Annotated in this window: 19 protein-coding genes; 14 read left to right on the forward strand and 5 right to left on the reverse strand. The window is 70.3% G+C overall.

The genetic code is table 11. The features are described 5' to 3' along the window. Positions 1 to 117 precede the first annotated feature (117 nt). Both OHA89_RS15245 and OHA89_RS15250 read left to right on the forward strand, forming a co-directional pair. Positions 118 to 1101 (forward strand): glycosyltransferase family 2 protein, encoded by a 984-nt coding sequence (locus OHA89_RS15245; protein ID WP_257554587.1) that lies wholly within the window; start codon positions 118 to 120, stop codon positions 1099 to 1101. Next, complete coding sequence (locus OHA89_RS15250; protein WP_257554589.1) at positions 1101 to 2435, forward strand: alpha-2,8-polysialyltransferase family protein; 1335 nt, start codon at positions 1101 to 1103, stop codon at positions 2433 to 2435. Before OHA89_RS15245 ends, OHA89_RS15250 begins: the two co-directional genes overlap by 1 nt. A 20-nt stretch (positions 2436 to 2455) precedes the next feature. Here the strand turns inward: OHA89_RS15250 and leuE are convergent, their stop codons facing one another. After that, entirely contained in the window at positions 2456 to 3106 is a 651-nt protein-coding gene (gene leuE, locus OHA89_RS15255; RefSeq protein ID WP_257554591.1) for a leucine efflux protein LeuE, read from the reverse strand. A gap of 44 nt (positions 3107 to 3150) precedes the next feature. Further along, the gene (locus OHA89_RS15260) at positions 3151 to 4734 is read right to left on the reverse strand and encodes a methylmalonyl-CoA mutase (RefSeq protein ID WP_406366377.1); all 1584 of its coding nucleotides are present in this window, start codon (positions 4732 to 4734) and stop codon (positions 3151 to 3153) included. A gap of 171 nt (positions 4735 to 4905) precedes the next feature. Between OHA89_RS15260 and OHA89_RS15265 the strand changes: the two genes are divergently transcribed. Next, the gene (locus OHA89_RS15265; RefSeq protein ID WP_257554594.1) at positions 4906 to 5772 is read left to right on the forward strand and encodes a L,D-transpeptidase family protein; all 867 of its coding nucleotides are present in this window, start codon (positions 4906 to 4908) and stop codon (positions 5770 to 5772) included. 177 nt (positions 5773 to 5949) lie between these two features. On the opposite strand, the gene OHA89_RS15270 is transcribed toward OHA89_RS15265, so the two are convergent. Both OHA89_RS15270 and OHA89_RS15275 read right to left on the reverse strand, forming a co-directional pair. Further along, entirely contained in the window at positions 5950 to 7011 is a 1062-nt protein-coding gene (locus OHA89_RS15270) for a hypothetical protein (protein WP_266607992.1), read from the reverse strand. After that, positions 7011 to 7775, reverse strand: a complete 765-nt coding sequence (locus OHA89_RS15275) for an RNA polymerase sigma factor (protein ID WP_257559348.1) — start codon at positions 7773 to 7775, stop codon at positions 7011 to 7013. The genes OHA89_RS15270 and OHA89_RS15275 overlap by 1 nt, the downstream gene beginning before the upstream one ends. A gap of 357 nt (positions 7776 to 8132) precedes the next feature. On the opposite strand from OHA89_RS15275, the gene OHA89_RS15280 reads away from it, so the two are divergent. The 8 genes from OHA89_RS15280 (at position 8133) to OHA89_RS15315 (ending at position 14757) form a co-directional block, all read left to right on the forward strand. Next, complete coding sequence (locus tag OHA89_RS15280) at positions 8133 to 8762, forward strand: 2-oxo-4-hydroxy-4-carboxy-5-ureidoimidazoline decarboxylase (RefSeq protein WP_406366378.1); 630 nt, start codon at positions 8133 to 8135, stop codon at positions 8760 to 8762. A 152-nt stretch (positions 8763 to 8914) separates the two neighbouring features. Beyond that, positions 8915 to 9295: a succinate dehydrogenase, cytochrome b556 subunit gene (sdhC, locus tag OHA89_RS15285; RefSeq protein WP_257554598.1), complete on the forward strand. Its 381-nt coding sequence runs from the start codon at positions 8915 to 8917 to the stop codon at positions 9293 to 9295. A gap of 5 nt (positions 9296 to 9300) precedes the next feature. Beyond that, on the forward strand, positions 9301 to 9783 hold the full coding sequence (locus OHA89_RS15290) for a succinate dehydrogenase hydrophobic membrane anchor subunit (protein WP_215147664.1): 483 nt from the start codon (positions 9301 to 9303) through the stop codon (positions 9781 to 9783). A 23-nt stretch (positions 9784 to 9806) separates the two neighbouring features. Beyond that, on the forward strand, positions 9807 to 11561 hold the full coding sequence (gene sdhA / locus OHA89_RS15295; protein WP_266607997.1) for a succinate dehydrogenase flavoprotein subunit: 1755 nt from the start codon (positions 9807 to 9809) through the stop codon (positions 11559 to 11561). After that, on the forward strand, positions 11561 to 12328 hold the full coding sequence (locus OHA89_RS15300; protein ID WP_215147672.1) for a succinate dehydrogenase iron-sulfur subunit: 768 nt from the start codon (positions 11561 to 11563) through the stop codon (positions 12326 to 12328). Before sdhA ends, OHA89_RS15300 begins: the two co-directional genes overlap by 1 nt. Positions 12329 to 12522: 194 nt before the next feature. Further along, positions 12523 to 13041, forward strand: a complete 519-nt coding sequence (locus OHA89_RS15305; protein WP_215147680.1) for a hypothetical protein — start codon at positions 12523 to 12525, stop codon at positions 13039 to 13041. Positions 13042 to 13251: 210 nt separating this feature from the next. Beyond that, complete coding sequence (locus tag OHA89_RS15310; protein WP_406366380.1) at positions 13252 to 14016, forward strand: alpha/beta fold hydrolase; 765 nt, start codon at positions 13252 to 13254, stop codon at positions 14014 to 14016. Between the two features lie 75 nt (positions 14017 to 14091). Continuing rightward, positions 14092 to 14757 (forward strand): Uma2 family endonuclease, encoded by a 666-nt coding sequence (locus tag OHA89_RS15315; RefSeq protein WP_266608005.1) that lies wholly within the window; start codon positions 14092 to 14094, stop codon positions 14755 to 14757. A 1-nt stretch (position 14758) separates the two neighbouring features. Here OHA89_RS15315 and OHA89_RS15320 read toward each other — a convergent pair whose 3' ends face one another. Further along, the gene (locus tag OHA89_RS15320) at positions 14759 to 15133 is read right to left on the reverse strand and encodes a VOC family protein (protein WP_406366382.1); all 375 of its coding nucleotides are present in this window, start codon (positions 15131 to 15133) and stop codon (positions 14759 to 14761) included. Positions 15134 to 15213: 80 nt separating this feature from the next. Here OHA89_RS15320 and OHA89_RS15325 point away from each other — a divergent pair, with 80 nt between their 5' ends. The 3 genes from OHA89_RS15325 to OHA89_RS15335 all read left to right on the forward strand — a co-directional run bounded on the left by OHA89_RS15325 (position 15214) and on the right by OHA89_RS15335 (position 17800). Next, positions 15214 to 15951 carry a hotdog fold domain-containing protein gene (locus OHA89_RS15325; RefSeq protein WP_266608008.1) on the forward strand — a complete coding sequence of 246 codons (738 nt, stop codon included), beginning with the start codon at positions 15214 to 15216 and terminating at the stop codon, positions 15949 to 15951. A gap of 79 nt (positions 15952 to 16030) precedes the next feature. Beyond that, the gene (locus OHA89_RS15330; protein ID WP_406366384.1) at positions 16031 to 16438 is read left to right on the forward strand and encodes a hypothetical protein; all 408 of its coding nucleotides are present in this window, start codon (positions 16031 to 16033) and stop codon (positions 16436 to 16438) included. Positions 16439 to 16468: 30 nt separating this feature from the next. After that, a complete protein-coding gene (locus OHA89_RS15335; protein WP_266608010.1) occupies positions 16469 to 17800 on the forward strand; it encodes a hypothetical protein in 1332 nt (443 codons plus the stop codon). Positions 17801 to 17824: the final 24 nt, after the last annotated feature.

Below are 17824 nucleotides of genomic sequence, written 5' to 3' on the forward strand. Positions count from 1 at the left end.
AACAACGCGTCGACGGAATGCGAAAGCGCGCGGGTTAACGCGCCCGCCCCGCGCCGTTCATGTGGAATCCGCATCGGGGTCACAGTGAATGCCGGACGGCGTCCTAATGTCTCACGGGTGCCCAAGCTCTCTGTTGTCGTGCCGTTCTACAACGTGCAGACATATGCACCGGATGCCCTGAAGAGTCTCGAACTCAACGCCCGGGACGATTTCGAGTTCCTTCTCGTCGACGACTGCTCGACGGACGGGACGCCCGGCCTGCTCGAGCGGGCGGCCCGCGAGCTGCCGGGGGCGGTGCACCTCAGACACGAGCGCAACGGCGGCCTGGCCACCGCCCGGAACACCGGTCTGGACGCGGCGCGCGGCGAGTACCTCGCCTTCCTGGACGGGGACGACTGGCTGGCCCCGGGCCACCTGGCCCGGACCCTGGCCGCCATCGAGGCCCTGGGCTGCGATTTCGTCCGTACCGAGCACGTGAAGTGCACCGGCAGGTCGCGGAGCGTGCAGCGCGTCCCGTACGGCCCGCAGTCGGTCGTCGCCGATCCGCGCACCGCGATCCTGCCCGCCGACCGGGCCACCTCGGTGGACTATCCGTACGCCTGGGCCGGGATGTACCACCGGCGGCTGCTGGACCGCGGGCTGCTGCACTTCACCGACGGGCTGCGGACGGCGGAGGACCGGCCGTGGATCTGGCGGCTGCACCGCGAGGCGGAGTCCTTCGCCGCGGTCGGACTGCCCGGAATCTTCTACCGGCGCGGGGTTGCCACCTCACTGACCCAAATCGGCGACGAACGGCAGCTCGATTTCATTCGCGCATTTGATCAAGTGCTCTCGGATACCGCCGCAGACGTAGAATCGGATCTGCTGCTCCCGAAAGCCGTCCGAACATATTGCGCGATTATCGCGCATCATTTCGGATCCATCGAGAGGTTCGAACCGGACGTGGCCAGAAAACTCCGTTCCATGAGCACGGCCGCGCTCGGCCGCATGCCCCAGGACGTGCTGGACCTGGTCCTGGACTCGATGGACGTGGAGCGCTCCACACTGCTGCGCCGCGTGCGCGGCCGCCGCCGCACCACCGCCTCGGGGGCGAACGCCTGATGCCCACCCAGATCTTCCTGGCCTCCACCCTCTACGGAGCGGCCACCCTCGCCGCCGGCATCGACGCGGGCGCCTTCCCGCCCGCCGCCCGCCGGATCCTGCTGACCAGCAACCACGCCGTCACCGCCGAGGTCAGCCCCGGAGTCGCGGACATGCCGGGCTTCGACGCCCTGCGCCCCCGCTTCGACGAGGTCCTCGACTGGAACCGCGTCATCGAACCGCAGCACCCGAGCACCTGGGCCCCCCGCGCGGAGGACGTCCCTCTGTGGGAACGGCAGCTGCGCACCCTGTGGGGCCTCGGCGAGGACCGCGTCGAACTGATCGTGGAGTCCATCCAGGTGGCGCCCGCCCAGACCCTGTGCCGGCTCTTCCCGGGCGCGGCCGTCGACGTCTACGCCGACGGGCTGATGAGCTACGGGCCCACCCGCATCCGCCTCGACCCGCAGCTCGGGATGCGCGTGCGGCGCGTCCTGCACCTCGACCTCGTACCGGGACTGGAGCCGCTGCTCCTGACCGAGTTCGGGGTGCGGGTCGAGCTGGTGCCGACGGAGGCCTTCCTGAAGGTCCTGGCGGAACTGCCCGCGCAGGACTCCGCCCTGGACGGCATCGGGGAGTCCCCCGCCCTCCTCCTCGGCCAGTACCTCTCGGCGCTCGACCTCATGACCCCGGAGCAGGAGGAGGAGCTCCATGTCTCGATGGTCCGCGGCGCGCACGCCCTGGGCCACACCGAGCTGGTCTTCAAACCGCACCCCAGCGCCCCGGCCGCCTACTCCCGCCGCGCGGAGGAGGAGGCCGAGCGGCTCGGCGCCCGCATGACCGTCATCGACACGCCGTTCCTGGCCGAGACCCTCTACCAGCGGCTGCGCCCGGCCCTGGTCGTCGGCTGCTTCTCCACCGGACTGCTGACCGCCGCCACCCTGTACGGGCTCCCGGTGGCCCGGACCGGCACGGACGCCATACTGGCCCGCCTGACCCCGTACCCGAACAGCAACCGCGTGCCGCTGGCCCTGGTGGACGCCCTGCTCCCCGACCTGGCGGACGCGGAGGCCGTGCGCACCTGGACTCCCCCGACGCCCGAGCGCGTCCGGGCCGAGCCGGCCGGGCTGCTGACGGCGGTCGGATTCACCATGCAGCCGCAGATCCTCGCCGCGCGCCGGCTGATGGCCGAGGCCTACCTGACCCGGCATCTGACCGACCGCACCTGGCGGTACTTCACCCGCCGCCGGCTGACCGCGCTCGGCCTGCCCGGCGGCATCCCCGCCCAGCTGTCGTTCCTGCCCCGCAGCAGGGCGGTGCGGCGCATGGCCCGGCGGCTGCGCCGCGTTCTCAGCTGAGGGGCCTCAGCCAAGGGGTCTCAGCTGACGGCGAGCTTGGCCGCGAACCCCAGGAACAGCACGCCCGCCGCCGAGGTGGCCCCGGCGGACAGCCGCTTGCGGCGGCGGAACGCGGCGGACAGCCGGGTCCCGGTGAAGATCAGCGTCGACAGGTACAGGAAGCTCGCCAGCTGCGACAGCGTGCCCAGCAGCAGGAACGACAGGGCGGGGTAGGCGTAGCCCGGGTCCACGAACTGCACGAAGAACGACAGCAGGAACAGGATCGCCTTCGGGTTGAACAGGCTCACCACCAGCGCCCGCCGGTACGGCCGCTCCATGCCGCCGGCCGGCTCCTCACCGGTGAGGATCTCCTCCTGCCGCGCCTTCCGGTCGCGCCACATCCCCCAGGCGGCGCGCATCATCCCCACGGCCAGCCACGCCAGGTACCCGGCGCCGAGGAACTTCACCAGGGTGAACAGCAGCGGGCTGGCCTGGAGCAGCGCCCCGGCGCCCGCCGCGGTCAGCACCATGAGCACGGTGTCCCCGGTGAACACCCCGGAGGCGGCCTTGTAGCCCTCCTTCACCCCGCCGCGGGCGGCGACGGACAGCACGTAGAGCGAGTTCGGCCCCGGCAGCAGAACGATCAGCACCAGGCCGGCGAGATAAGTAGGAAGATCTGTCACACCCAGCATGGGCAGGAGTGTCCCACAAGGACACACCTGTCAGAACCTGGGTTTCACCACGTGGAATCCACCGGGGTGTACGTCCCCCACACCTCCCGCAGCGCCCCGCACACCTCCCCCACCGTGGCCCGCGCCCGCAGCGCCTCCTTCATCGGGTAGAGCACGTTCGCCCCCGTTCCCGCGGCCGCCTCCCGCAGCCGCGCCAGCGCGCCCGCCACCGCCTCCCCGTCCCGCTCCGCCCGCAGCCGGGCCAGCGCAGCGCACTGCCGCGCCTCGATCTCCGGGTCCACGCGCAGCGGCTCGTACGGCTCCTCCCGCTCCAGCGCGAAGCGGTTGACCCCGACCACCACCCGCTCCCCGCCGTCGGTCTCCCGCGCGATGCGGTAGGCGTTCCGCTCGATCTCCGCCTTCTGGAACCCGGCCTCGATCGCGGCCACCGCACCGCCCCTCGCCTCCACCTGCCCCATCAGGTCGAGCGCGGCCGCCTCCAGCTCGTCCGTCATCCGCTCCACCGCGTACGACCCGGCGAAGGGGTCCACGGTGTGCGGCACGTCCGTCTCGTACGCGAGGACCTGCTGGGTGCGCAGGGCGAGGCGGGCCGACTTCTCCGTGGGCAGCGCGATCGCCTCGTCGAAGGAGTTGGTGTGCAGCGACTGCGTGCCGCCCAGTACGGCGGCCAGTGCCTGCACGGCCACCCGTACGAGGTTCAGCTCCGGCTGCTGTGCCGTCAGCTGGACCCCAGCCGTCTGGGTGTGGAAGCGCAGCATCAGCGACTTCGGGTCCCGCGCACCGAACTCCTCGTGCATGACCCGGGCCCAGATCCGCCGGGCCGCGCGGAACTTCGCGACCTCCTCGAGCAGGGTGGTGCGGGCGACGAAGAAGAAGGAGAGCCGGGGCGCGAACTCGTCGACCGCCATCCCGGCCGCGAGGGCCGTACGGACGTACGCGATGCCGTCGGCGAGGGTGAAGGCCACCTCCTGCGCGGGCGAGGCCCCCGCTTCGGCCATGTGGTAGCCGGAGATGGAGATGGTGTTCCACTTGGGGATCTCGGCCCGGCAGTAGCGGAAGGTGTCAGCCGTGAGCCGGAGCGAGGGCCCGGGCGGAAAAATGTACGTTCCGCGCGCGATGTACTCCTTCAGAACATCGTTCTGAATCGTCCCCGTCAGCTGCTCGCCCGAGATGCCCTGTTCCTCCGCGACCAGTTGATAGAGCAGCAGGAGCAGCGCGGCGGGCGCGTTGATGGTCATGGAGGTGGAGACCCGGTCGAGGGGGATCCCGTCGAACAGCGTCCGCATGTCGTCGAGCGAGTCGACGGCCACCCCGACCTTGCCCACCTCGCCGTGCGCGAGGGGTGCGTCGGAGTCGTGGCCCATCTGGGTCGGCAGGTCGAAGGCTACGGACAGCCCGGTCCCGCCGCCCTCGATGAGCTGCCGGTAACGGGCGTTGGACTCGGCGGCCGTGCCGAAGCCGGCGTACTGCCGCATGGTCCACGGCCGACCGGTGTACATCGTCGGATAAATCCCTCTGGTGTAGGGAAAATCCCCCGGCTCCCCCAGCTCGACGCCGGGGTCCCACCCCGTCAGATCGCCGGGTCCGTAGACGGGTTCGATCGGGTTTCCGCTCTCGGTGCGTGCCATGTGACGAAAACCTCCATAGAGCAACCGGGCCCGGGGCTGGTAGAACCGTCCCGCTTCGTAAGGCTGTGGACGGCTCCTGGTCACAATGGCGCAACATCGCGGGACCGAGTGCAACTCTCCACGCGTGCGAGGCATCACCTAGATACACGACGTAGAAAACGGGGGACTGCAATGCACCGCCAGAGAGTCATATTCCGCACGCTCGGGGTGGCCACCGCCGTCGCGCTCGCCGCGACCGCCTGTGGGCCGCAGAAGTCGGAGTCCGCGGGCTCCCCTTCCCCGGTCTCCTCCTCGCCCACGGCGGGCGCCTCCCCCGAGTCCTCACCGTCCACCGACGACAAGCCGGCCTCGCCGTCCCCGTCGGCCTCCGCCTCGGCGTCCCCGTCCGCCTCTCCTTCGCCCACGGTGAAGCAGATCATGGCCAACGGCGACGACAGCGAGCAGGTGCGCGAGCTCCAGGCCCGCCTGAAGCAGCTCAAGCTGATGTCGGTCGCGCCGACCGGCTTCTACGGGACGAAGACCACCGCGGCCGTGAAGTCCTACCAGTCGAAGAACGGGCTGAACCCCACCGGTTCGGTCGACGAAGCCACCTGGAAGAAGATCCAGGGCGCCACGAAGAAGCCCACCGCAGACGAGCTGCGCCCGCCGGCGGTCAACGAGGCGGACGCCCCCGACCCGCGCTGCATGGAGGGCCGGGTCATGTGCATCAGCAAGGAGAGCCGCACCCTCGCCTGGATGATCGACGGCAAGATCATCTCCACCATGGACGTGCGCTTCGGCTCGGAGAACACCCCGACCCGCGAGGGCGTCTTCAAGGTGGACCGCAAGGAGAAGGAGTGGACGTCCACGCTCTACCACACGTCCATGCCGTACTCGATGTTCTTCAGCGGCGGCCAGGCGGTGCACTACTCGGCCGACTTCGCGGCCCGCGGCTACGCCGGCGCCTCGCACGGCTGTGTGAACGTCCGGGACAAGGGAAAGCTTTCGGCGCTCTTCGCCCAGGTCCAGGCCGGCGACAAGGTCGTCGTCTACTGGTGAGGCCCGGGGGGCTGCACGGGCTGCGCGGTCTGGAAGTTAGAGGCGCGGGCAGGGCCGGGGGAACGTGCCCCGCCCGCGCCGGTTGCGCAGAGCCCAGGGGTACGGGGGGAACCCCGGCTCATGCGCGGCCGATGACCAGTCGGCTCGCTATGTACTGCGCCACCGATTCGAAAAGTGTTACAGGCGGGACGGGACCGGGGCCGGACTCGAGGTCGGAGACCTGAAGATCCCGTCGTACGTACCGCCGCCCGCGGGCGTGCCCGGGCTGCTCATGCGCCCGCCGCCGTCGTTGACGACGCCGTCCAGCAGCGCCTCGCAGTAGTACGGAATCCGCGCCAGGCCCTTGGCCAGGCGGGACAGCCGCTCGCGCCGGTCGTCGTTGAGGTGCCCGGCCCGGTAGTCGTTGCACAGGTCCACGGCCCGGCGCTGGTTCTCCCGGTCCTGGTCGCGGTCCCGGCTGGTGCTCCCGTCGCCGGAGCCGTCCGGGGTTCCGTCCGTCCGGAACGTGCCGTCCTGGCCGTCCTTGTGGTCCTTGCCGCCCTGGGTGCTGCCCGTGCCTCCGGTGGTGGACGTGCCGGGCGAGGTCCCGCCGAAGGTGTCACCGCCGGGTGCCGTGTACCCGTCCGTGCCCGGCGGCTGGGAGGTGCCCGCGGAGGCCGCCGGATCCGTACCGTCCCGCAGGGGGGTGGGGCGCAGTTGCGGGCTGAGCGTCGCGGCCCCGCTGTCGTCGCCCGCGGTCGGGTCCCCGTCGGCGCTGACGGACATCGCGGGTCCCGGACCCGCGGTGTCGCGGCCGGAGGGGTCCAGCAGACCGGCGCCCGCCGCCGCGGCGAGTCCGCCGACCGCGACGCTCGCCAGGGCCGCCGCGAGACCGAACCGCACCGCCCGGGCGCGCCGGGGTACGGGCACGCGCAGGCCGGCGGCGCGGCCGAGGTCGACCAGGGGTTCACGGGAGCGGGCCGTCCCGGTCCGCACCGCGGAGGGTGCGGAGGAAGCGGACGCCGCGGTCGTGCCGTGCGCCGCGCGGAAGGCGGCCACCGCCGCGGCCTCGCCGGGCAGTTCCCCGGCGGCCGAAGCGGCCGGGGCGGTCTGCGCGAGGCTGTCGAGGGCGGCTCGCAGCCGGGCGGCTTCGCGCCGGGCCCGCGGATCGGCGGCCGGCCCCACAGGTTCCACCGGTTCACCGCGCAGCAGTTTGTCCGCCGCGGCTCTGTCCAGCCACCTGTCGCGCTCGTCGGCCATCACATGTCCTTCTGCGTCCGCCAACGTGAATGCGTCACACCGGTTTTTTCTACGAGGCCCCCGCCGCGGCCGCGCTGAGCGGGTACGGCGTCGAGATCCCTCCCGCCCCGGCCGCCCAGTGCCTGGCCACCGGCATTATGGCCGACGCGCGCGCCCGGATCCGAGTCGCGGTCCCCGTCGCGGTCCGAGTCCGGCTCGAAGCCGCCCTCCGCGGCCTCCGGGCCGAGCAGCTCGGCCAGCTTCTTCAGACCCCGGTGGGCGGCGGTCCGTACGGCGCCGGGCCGCTTGCCGAGGGTCTCGGCCGCGCTCTTGGCGTCCAGGCCGACCACGACCCGCAGGACGACGGCCTCCGCCTGGTCCTGCGGCAGCTGAGCGATGAGCGCCATGGCCGTTCCGGTGGAGAGGGACTCCATCGCGGCGCCCGCGGTGTCGCAGTCGGCGGCCCAGCCGGTGAGCTCGGTGTCGTCGCCGCCGATGGCGGGGCGGCGGCCGCGCATGCGGATGTGGTCGAGGGCCCGGTTGCGGGCGATCCGGGCGGCCCAGCCGCGGAAGCGGTCGGCGTCGCCGGTGAAGGAGTCGAGGTCGCGGGCGATCTGCAGCCAGGCCTCGGACGTCACGTCCTCCGCGTCGCCGTCACCGACGAGCGTGCGTACGTATCCGAGCAGGCGTGGGTGCACGGCGCGGTACACAGCACGGAACGCGTTCTCTTCGCCGTCCTGTGCCGCGAGCACCGCGGCGGTCAGCTCCGCGTCGTCCCCCAGCAAAGTCCCCAACCCGTTCACTGTCCTGTACGTCTGGCGCAAATCAGCACGTTACGGCTTTCAAGCACCTTCGTCCACGAGTTGTACAACGAGCAACCAATCCTGCGCGGAGCGAGGTGTGACACAAAACGCACTCAGGGCGCTGACAGGGATACGGGCTTGTCGCACGAGCCCGTGACGGATGGTGGCCGGGGCCTCTCCTGTGGGGGGTGGCGGCCTCGGCCGCCCTCCCCTCCCCGGGCCGTCCTCGCCTCCCGGCCCTCTTTCGGTTCGCGTCCATGGTGCCCCCGTCATCCTTTCGGCTCACTTCCGGGTGAATTCCCCGAATGCGTACGACACACCCTGCCCTGCGTCGATAGCGTGGCAGCACACCAGCGCCACGCCCCGAGGAGCCCCCCGCTGTCCAGCCACCTTCCGGCACAGGCCCGCGGTAGCTCCGACCCCTCTCACGACTCAGGGCTGGCGCGGTTCAACGCCCTGTCCCCCGAGACCGCCGAGGCGGTCCTGATGCAGTGCTGCGGCAGCCGGCGCTGGGCACACCGGGTCGCCACGCACCGCCCTTACCCCGATTCCGGGGCTCTGCTCGCCGCCGCGGACGAGGCTTCGTACGACCTGTCGCAGGCCGACCTGGCGGAGGCGCTGGCCGCCGAGTGCTCGGCGGAGCTGGAGCACGGGGCCCCGTACGCCGCCCTGCTGGCCCTCGACGCGGGCCACGCGGAGTACGAGCGCAAGTTCGGGCACGCCTTCGTGATCTGCCTCGACGGGCACCCGCCGGAGGAACAGGCGGACCAGCTGCTGACCGCGATCCGCCGCCGGATGGGACACGAGGTGGACGAGGAGCGATCGATCTCCGCCGACGAGCTGCGCCGCCTCGCGCAGGCCCGACTGTGCGACCTGACACATTGGCTGACGTCGGCCGATGGCCGGCCGGATCGTCTGGCCGATGGTCTGACTGGGGCGGAAATAGGGCTATTCGCCCCTGTCGGATAGTCCGTCCGAGCCTGTTTGATCACACCGATGGCCCCCGCGCGAAGGAACCGACAAAGCGTCGCTACGATGTCCGGGGCCGGAGGACCGTACCCGGCCGGGCCCGACCGACAAAGAAGCCGGCTGGCCCCCGCCCCGCTTCCGGAGGGTTTTCCGTGCCGGCTGGAACGTTGTACCGCGGCCGGGAAGGAATGTGGTCCTGGGTGGCTCATCGAGTCACCGGCGTCCTCATTTTCTTCTTCCTGTTCGTACACGTCCTCGACACCGCACTCGTCCGCGTCTCCCCCGAGGCGTACGACGATGTCGTGGCTACCTACAAGACACCGATCGTCGCGCTGCTGGAGTACGGCCTCGTCGCCGCAATCCTGTTCCACGCGCTCAACGGTCTCCGTGTGATCGCAGTGGACTTCTGGTCCAAGGGTCCGCGCCACCAGAAGACGATGCTCTGGTGGGTCGTGATCATCTGGGCCGTGCTGATGATCGGGGCCATCCTCCCCGTTCTCAGCCACGCCTACCTTGAACTGTTCGGGAAGTGACACGCATGTCTTCTGACACTTCTTCCGCCAAGGCCATCGGTGACGTCGAAGGCGTGAGCCTCTACGACGTCGAGAACCCGGCGCCGTACATCGAGGCGCCGCGCAAGCGCACGGGCAAGACCCCGCGCTCGACCCGCGGCAACTTCGAGATGGTCGCGTGGCTCTTCATGCGCCTCTCGGGCATCGTGCTCGTCGTCCTCGTCATCGGTCACCTGCTGATCCAGCTGGTGCTCGACGGCGGCGTCTCCAAGATCGGCTTCGCCTTCGTGGCGGGCCGGTGGGCTTCCCCGTTCTGGCAGGTCTGGGACCTGCTGATGCTGTGGCTGGCCATGCTGCACGGCGCCAACGGTCTGCGTACCGTCATCAACGACTACGCGGAGCGCGCCAACACGCGGCTGTGGCTGAAGGGCCTGCTCTACACCGCCACGGTGTTCACCATCCTTCTGGGCACGCTGGTGATCTTCACCTTCGACCCGAACATCCGCTAGCCAACGGGGCTGAGGCGAAACCAATGAAGATCCACAAGTACGACACCGTCATCGTCGGCGCAGGTGGCGCAGGCATGCGCGCCGCCATCGAGTCGACGAAGCGCAGCCGCACCGCCGTGCTGACGAAGCTCTACCCCACCCGCTCCCACACAGGCGCCGCGCAGGGCGGCATGGCCGCCGCGCTGGCCAACGTGGAAGAGGACAACTGGGAGTGGCACACCTTCGACACGGTCAAGGGCGGTGACTACCTGGTCGACCAGGACGCCGCCGAGATCCTGGCGAAGGAGGCCATCGACGCCGTCCTCGACCTGGAGAAGATGGGCCTGCCGTTCAACCGCACCCCGGACGGCACCATCGACCAGCGCCGCTTCGGCGGCCACTCGCGCAACCACGGCGAGGCCCCGGTCCGCCGGTCCTGCTACGCCGCGGACCGCACCGGCCACATGATCCTCCAGACGCTGTACCAGAACTGCGTCAAGGAGGGCGTGGAGTTCTTCAACGAGTTCTACGTCCTGGACCAGCTCCTGGTCGAGGAGGACGGCGTCAAGAAGTCGGCCGGTGTGGTCGCGTACGAGCTCGCCACCGGCGAGATCCACGTGTTCCAGGCCAAGGCCGTCATCTACGCCTCCGGCGGCACCGGCAAGTTCTTCAAGGTGACCTCCAACGCGCACACCCTCACGGGTGACGGCCAGGCGGCCTGCTACCGCCGCGGCCTGCCGCTGGAGGACATGGAGTTCTTCCAGTTCCACCCGACGGGCATCTGGCGCATGGGCATCCTGCTGACGGAGGGCGCCCGCGGTGAGGGCGGCATCCTCCGCAACAAGGACGGCGAGCGCTTCATGGAGAAGTACGCGCCGGTCATGAAGGACCTCGCGTCCCGTGACGTCGTCTCGCGCTCCATCTACACCGAGATCCGCGAGGGCCGCGGCTGCGGTCCGGCCGGTGACCACGTGTACCTGGACCTGACGCACCTGCCGCCGGAGCAGCTCGACGCGAAGCTCCCGGACATCACCGAGTTCGCGCGCACGTACCTGGGCATCGAGCCGTACACGGACCCGATCCCGATCCAGCCCACCGCGCACTACGCCATGGGCGGCATCCCGACGAACGTCGAGGGTGAGGTCCTCAGGGACAACACCACCGTCGTCCCGGGCCTGTACGCGGCCGGCGAGGTCGCGTGCGTGTCGGTGCACGGCGCGAACCGCCTGGGCACCAACTCGCTGCTGGACATCAACGTCTTCGGCAAGCGCTCCGGCATCGCCGCGGCGCGGTACTCGCAGGAGAACGACTACGTCGAGCTCCCGGAGAACCCGGCGCAGCAGGTCATCGACCTCGTCGAGCAGCTGCGCAACTCCACGGGCAAGGAGCGGGTCGCCGACCTGCGCCTGGAGCTCCAGGAGACGATGGACGCGTGCGTGATGGTGTTCCGTACGGAGCAGACCATCAAGACGGCGGTCGAGAAGATCGCCGAGCTGCGCGAGCGCTACAAGAACGTGTCCGTCCAGGACAAGGGCAAGCGCTTCAACACGGACCTGCTGGAGGCCATCGAGCTGGGCAACCTGCTCGACCTGGCCGAGGTCATGGCCGTGTCCGCGCTGGCGCGCAAGGAGTCCCGCGGCGGTCACTACCGCGAGGACTACCCGAACCGCGACGACGTCAACTTCATGCGCCACACCATGGCGTACCGCGAGGTCGGCGACGACGGCAAGGACTCCGTCCGGCTGGACTACAAGCCCGTCGTCGTCACCCGCTACCAGCCGATGGAGCGTAAGTACTGATGGCCACCCCCACCCTGTCCAAGACGGACGAGATGGAGGCCGCGGCCGCGGCCTCGCCGTACATCACGGTCACGTTCCGGATCCGCCGCTTCAACCCCGAGATCTCGGACGAGGCGCAGTGGCAGGACTTCCAGATCGAGATCGACCCGAAGGAGCGCGTGCTCGACGGTCTTCACAAGATCAAGTGGGACCTCGACGGCACGCTGACCTTCCGCCGCTCGTGCGCGCACGGCATCTGCGGCTCCGACGCGATGCGGATCAACGGCAAGAACAGGCTCGCCTGCAAGACGCTGATCAAGGACATCAACCCGGAGAAGCCGATCACCGTCGAGGCCATCAAGGGCCTCACGGTGATGAAGGACCTCATCGTCGACATGGAGCCCTTCTTCCAGGCGTACCGGGACGTCATGCCGTTCCTGGTCACCAAGGGCAACGAGCCGACGCGCGAGCGTCTGCAGTCCGCCGAGGACCGCGAGCGCTTCGACGACACCACCAAGTGCATCCTGTGCGCCGCGTGCACGTCCTCGTGCCCGGTGTTCTGGAACGACGGCCAGTACTTCGGCCCGGCGGCGATCGTCAACGCGCACCGCTTCATCTTCGACTCGCGTGACGAGGCCGGCGAGCAGCGGCTGGAGATCCTGAACGACAAGGACGGCGTGTGGCGTTGCCGCACGACGTTCAACTGCACCGACGCGTGCCCGCGCGGCATCGAGGTCACGAAGGCGATCCAGGAAGTCAAGCGTGCGCTGATCACGCGTCGCTTCTGATCCCCCTCGCCTGTGCCTGAGGCCCGCACCCCTTCTCGGGGTGCGGGCCTCAGTCATACTCGGGGACCTCCGGGACGGGCGGCGGCCGACGGATCGTCACCTACCCCTTCCTGCCGGGCGCATCGCGGGGATTCTCGAAGCAGCTCTCTGACCGGGGGTACGGGACAGCAGGCCGCTATGGAAGGATCGGCCGCATGAGCGAGCAGCAGCCGAATCCTTACGCGAGCGACCCCAGCCAGGGCGGCGACTACAGGTGGGGCCCGGGCGAGGCCAGTTACGGCTACCCGCAGCCCTACCCGGGAGCCCCGGCCTACCAGCCCACGATGGGCGCCGGCGTACCGGCCCCCGCCTACCCCGCCGCCGCCCCGGGCGGCGCCAGCTTCTCTGTCGGCGACATCAGCGTCGCCGGCGACCAGATCATCACCCCGTCGGGCTCGATGCCGCTCAGGGGTGCGATGTGGAACGCGACGGACTTCTCGCGCACCGAGGAGAAGATCCCGACCCACGCGATCATCCTGGCCGTCATCTTCTTCCTGTTCTGCCTGCTCGGCCTGCTGTTCCTCCTGATGAAGGAGAAGAAGACCACGGGCTACATCCAGATCACGGTCACCAGCGGCGGCCGCCACCACTCCACGATGCTCCCGGCCACGGACGCGATGTCGTACCAACGAGTGATGGGCCAGATCAACTACGCGCGGTCGCTGAGCATCTGAGGGGCGGGGGCGTAAGCGGGGGGAGCGGGGGCTTCGGGGGCGGGGTCTCAGCGGGGCGGGATCAGGGAGGGTTTGGGGGTTTCCCGTCAGTCCCACTGTCTCCCCGCTGAGACCCCGACCCCCGAAGCCCCCGCCCCGCCGCGCCCCACCGCACCCCCACCGCTCCGAAACACAGTGGCGGAAGGAGCAAGGCCCCGCGAAGATCCGGGAATGAGCGTTTACTTTGAGGTGTCCGGGCCCGCCGATGGGCCCGCCGTCGTCCTGCTGCACTCTTCCGTCTGTGACCGGCGTATGTGGGATCCCCAGTGGGGTCCGCTGGCCGAGGCCGGGTTCCGGGTGGTCCGGCTCGACTTTCGGACCTGTGGGGACTCCCCCGCCGCGCAAGCCACGTACAGCGACGACGGGGACGTCCTCGCGCTGATGGACCGGCTCGGGGTCGAGCGTGCCGCGGTCGTCGGATCCTCGTACGGCGGCCAGGTCGCCCTGCAGATCGCCGCCCTGCACCCGGAGCGGGTGACCCGGCTGGCCCTGCTCTGCGCGGGTCGCCCGGGGTATCGGCCCGACAGCCCGGAGGTGGAGGAGTTCCGCGCCGCCGAGGACGCGTTGACGGAGGCCGGTGATCTGGCCGGCGCGGCGGCGCTGAACGCCCGTACCTGGCTGGGCCCGGACGCCGACGAGGCCGCGCACGCCCTCGTACAAGCCATGCAGCTGGGGAACTTCCAGGGTGCCCTGGCCTCCACCGGGGACCACGAACTCCCCGCGCCGGAGGTCGATCTCGCCGCCATAACCGCCCCGGTCCTCGCCGTCGGAGGCGCCCACGACCTCCCCGACTACCGCCACATCGCCGCCGAACTCCCGGCCCTCGTCCCCGGCGCGCGGCACGTCGAACTCCCCTGGGCCGGCCACCTGCCCTCGATGGAGCGCCCCGCCGAGATCACAGACCTGCTGCTGGAGTTCCTCCACCCGATCCGGTGAAGAGAGTGCTTACGGGACGCGGGCACACGACCGTCCTACGATGATGCTCTCGACCCAGCCCACGGGAGGCCCGGAATGTCCACAGCACCCGTCGAGCACCCTGAGTACGCCGACGAGGAGAGGCCCCTGACTCTCCTCGAGGAGGCCGACCAGCTCATGGAGCGGAACCCCGGCTACCGCGTCGAGATCATCGGAGGCATCCTCACCGTGACCCCGCCCGCGGGCGCCCCTCACTCCAGGGTGCTGAACAAGATCATCCGCCCGTTCCTCGCGGCGGGCCTGGACGACGGCGAGACAGAGGTCCACCAGGGCGTCGGACTCTGGCTGCCCGACGGTTCAGAGGACTACGCGATCCCGGACCTCTGCGTCGTCGACGCTGACATCGATGACCACCTGGTCGAGTTCAACTGCTACGACCCGGTGGTATTCCGCCTGGTCCTGGAAGTGACCTCGTCGAACTACAACAACGACCTGCGCGCCAAGGCCGCCGCCTACGCCCAGGCCCGGATCCCCGTCTACGTCATCGTCAACCGCAAGCACCAGCGGCTGCACGTCCTGACCGAACCCGTCGGCGGGACGTACGAGAGCCACCGCGTCTACGCCGCAGGCGAGCTCGCCACCCTGCCCGACTCCCTCGGTGCCAAGGTCACGCTCGACGTGGACGAGCTCCTGGCGGCGGGGCGGCCGCAGCCCCGTAAGCAGGCCGTCCCGCCGGCGACGGACGAGACCTCCCAGGCCTAGGTCACTGCTTGCGTTCGGCCGCGCTGCGTTCCACGCAGAACTCGTTGCCCTCGGGGTCGGCCAGTGTCACCCAGCCCGTGCCGTCGGGGTTGCGGTGGTCGCCGACCACGGTGGCGCCCAGGGCGAGGATGCGTTCGACCTCCTCGTCGCGCGTACGGTCCTGCGGCTGCAGATCCACGTGCACCCGGTTCTTCACGGCCTTGGCGTCGGGCACCGTCACGAACAGCAGCGCCGAACCGGGCGCCGTGACCAGGGCTTCGGGGTCGCCCGGGAAGTCCTCGTCGGAGATCTTGCCGTCCAGGACGCCGGCCCAGAACTGCCCCAGGGCGTAGGCGTCGGAGCAGTCGAAGGTGAGGTGTCGTACGAGAGAAGTCATGGCCGGACTATCGGCCAGGCCCGCGCTCCCTGTCCACCGAGTTCGAGAGCCGGGCCGGGCGCTGTGATGGACTGGGCGCCATGACCGACTTCGAGACGATCACGGTTCCGGCCCACCTCTGCGGATATCCGGGAGTCGCCTTCGGCGGCTACGTGGCGGGCCTGCTCGCCGCCCGCGCCGCGGCGAAGACCGTACGGGTGGACTTCCGCCGGCCGGTGCCGACCGGGGCGCCGGTGCTGCTCACCGGGAGGGCCGACGGCGGCGCCGAACTCACCTCCGGTGAGCTGCTGTTGGCCGCCGCGACGCCCGCCGAGCTGCATGCCGGCATGACGGACATCCCCGACGCGCCCTCCTGGGCGGCGGCCTCGGCCGCGGCCGAGGCCTACCGGGCGGCCCCGCCGGACGGGTCGGCGGACTGCTTCGGCTGCGGCCTCGACCGCACGCCCGCCACCGGCCTGCGCCAGCACTGCGGACTGGTGCCGGGCACCGCCGGAATGGTTGCCACCGCGTGGACTCCCGCGCCCGAACTCGGCGGCCCGGACGGTCTGTTGCCGCCCGAGCTGGTGTGGGGCTCGCTGGACTGTCCGGGGAACGCGGCCGGGCGCCTGCTCGACGGCCGCCCGGCCGGCGCCGTCACGGCCGCGCTGACCGCGCGGCTGCTGCGGCCGGTTCCGGTCGGCGAGGGCCTCGTCACGTACTCCTGGCTCCTCGGCTCGGAGGGCCGCAAGTACACCGTCGGCACGGCCCTGGCCACGGCGGCGGGCGACCTCTGCGCCTTTGCCGAGGCCCTGTGGGTGCAGCCGCGCCAAACGGCCTGAGGGGTACCGCGCAGGCCCCCTTGGCCGGTTCGCAGCTGCCGTGCATATGATCGAAGCCTGTGAACGGGGAGGCGTGAACATGTCAGATCTCGGACAGGTGGGCATGCGGCTGAACGGGGTGCCGCCGGAACCAGGATCGTCGGCTCCGGGGCCGGTGGGTCCGGGCGGATCCGCGAACTTCGCATCGACGCCGGCGGAGAAGAAAGCTGCGGCGAACACGATCGAGACCGAGCTCGAGCCGAACACCAAGAAGGCCACCGAGCACGCGGACGACGCCACCAGCACCGCCCAGAAGGGCTTCGAAGGCTGGGACACGGCCGCCGGCCTGAAGAAGGTGGCGGACACCTGGGACCAGCAGGTGAAGACCCTGATGGGCCGCCTGGCCTCGGAAAAGTCCGCGCTGCGCGGCGCCTCGGGTCTTTTCGCACGCAACGACCTGAGCCTGAACAACCAGTTCGCGGCGCAGTCGAAGCTGAACGGTCTGTAGGGGGCTTCGGTGCTGACCTATCACGAAGTCATGACCACGGATCTGGGCCTCCTGACGACGGCCGCCGCCAAGTGGGACTCGATGGCGGGTGAGCTGAAGAAGGTCGAGACCCGCTACGGCGACACCGTCCAGAAGATCAGCATGGGCGACGGCTGGTCCGGCGTCAGCGCCGGAACCGCCCACACCAGGTTCGCCGCGACCCGCTACGAGTACGCCGCCGCGCAGAACCAGGCCAAGGCGATCGCGAGCCTCCTGCGGGACGCCCACGAGAAGTTCACCGACCTGAAGAAGAAGCTCGAAAGTGCCCGGGACGACGCGATAGCCGCCGGCATGACCGTCTCCGAAGCGGGACACGTCGCCTTCGACTACTCCAAGCTCACCCCCTCCGAGCGCAGCGCCTACCACCACGACCCCGACGGCCAGACGATCATCCGCGACGCGGTCGCCAAGTGGCAGCAGCACGTCGACGACCGGGTGAAGGCCTTCACCGAAGTCGACCAGAGCGTCAAGACCGCTCTCTCGGCCGCCGTCGTCGACAGCAACAAGGACGCCTTCGGCAAGGGCGCCGACGAGACCCTCACCGGCTTCAACAACTACGCCGAGGGCGATCTGGCGAAGGCCGGCAAGCCCAAGGAAGAGGACGTCCCCACGAAGACGGACGGGGACACCGGCAAGGTCACGGTCACCGGGCCCGATGCCGGCTTCACCGTCAGCGGCACCAAGTACGGCAAGGAGGGGTCGGTCAAGGCGTACGCCGACCTCTTCCACGCGAAGGCGGAAGGCTCGACCACCATGGGCGGCGTGAAGCTCTCCGGTGTCGAGGACTGGTACGGGGGCGCCCGCGCCACCGCGAACTACGGCTTCACCGACAAGGGCCTCGTCGGCAAGGCGGAGACCTCCGCGGGGATCCGGGCCTTGAACGAGGGCCGGATCGAATACGGGCACGTCGGCGGCTACGGGCGCGTCGAGGGATTCGCCGGCGGCGAGGCGGGCGTCAGTGCCGGAGTGGGCCCGGAGGGCCTCAACGCCGGTGCGAAGGCGTTCGCCGGGGCCAAGGGCTCCGTCGCCGGAGGCGGCGAGGTCGCCGGCATCGGCGCCGGCGGGACGGCCGAGGGATGGGCCGGAGTCGGCGCGGAGGCCAAGGTGACCTTCGGCAAGGGCGACGACGGCAAGTTCCACATCGGCGGCAAGGCGGGCGCGGCCCTCGGGTTCGGCGGCTCCGTGGGCGCGGAGTTCACCTTCGACCCGGACAAGTTCACCAATGCCGCGGGCGACGCGGCGGACGCGGTGGGCGATGCGGCGGACGCGGTCGGCGACGCGGCAGGCTCCGTCAAGGACGAAGTCACCAGCTGGTTCGACTGATGTACGTTGCCGAGGAAGGAAGGT

The sequence above is a fragment of the Streptomyces sp. NBC_01546 genome (assembly GCF_045208355.1).
Taxonomy (GTDB): domain Bacteria; phylum Actinomycetota; class Actinomycetes; order Streptomycetales; family Streptomycetaceae; genus Streptomyces.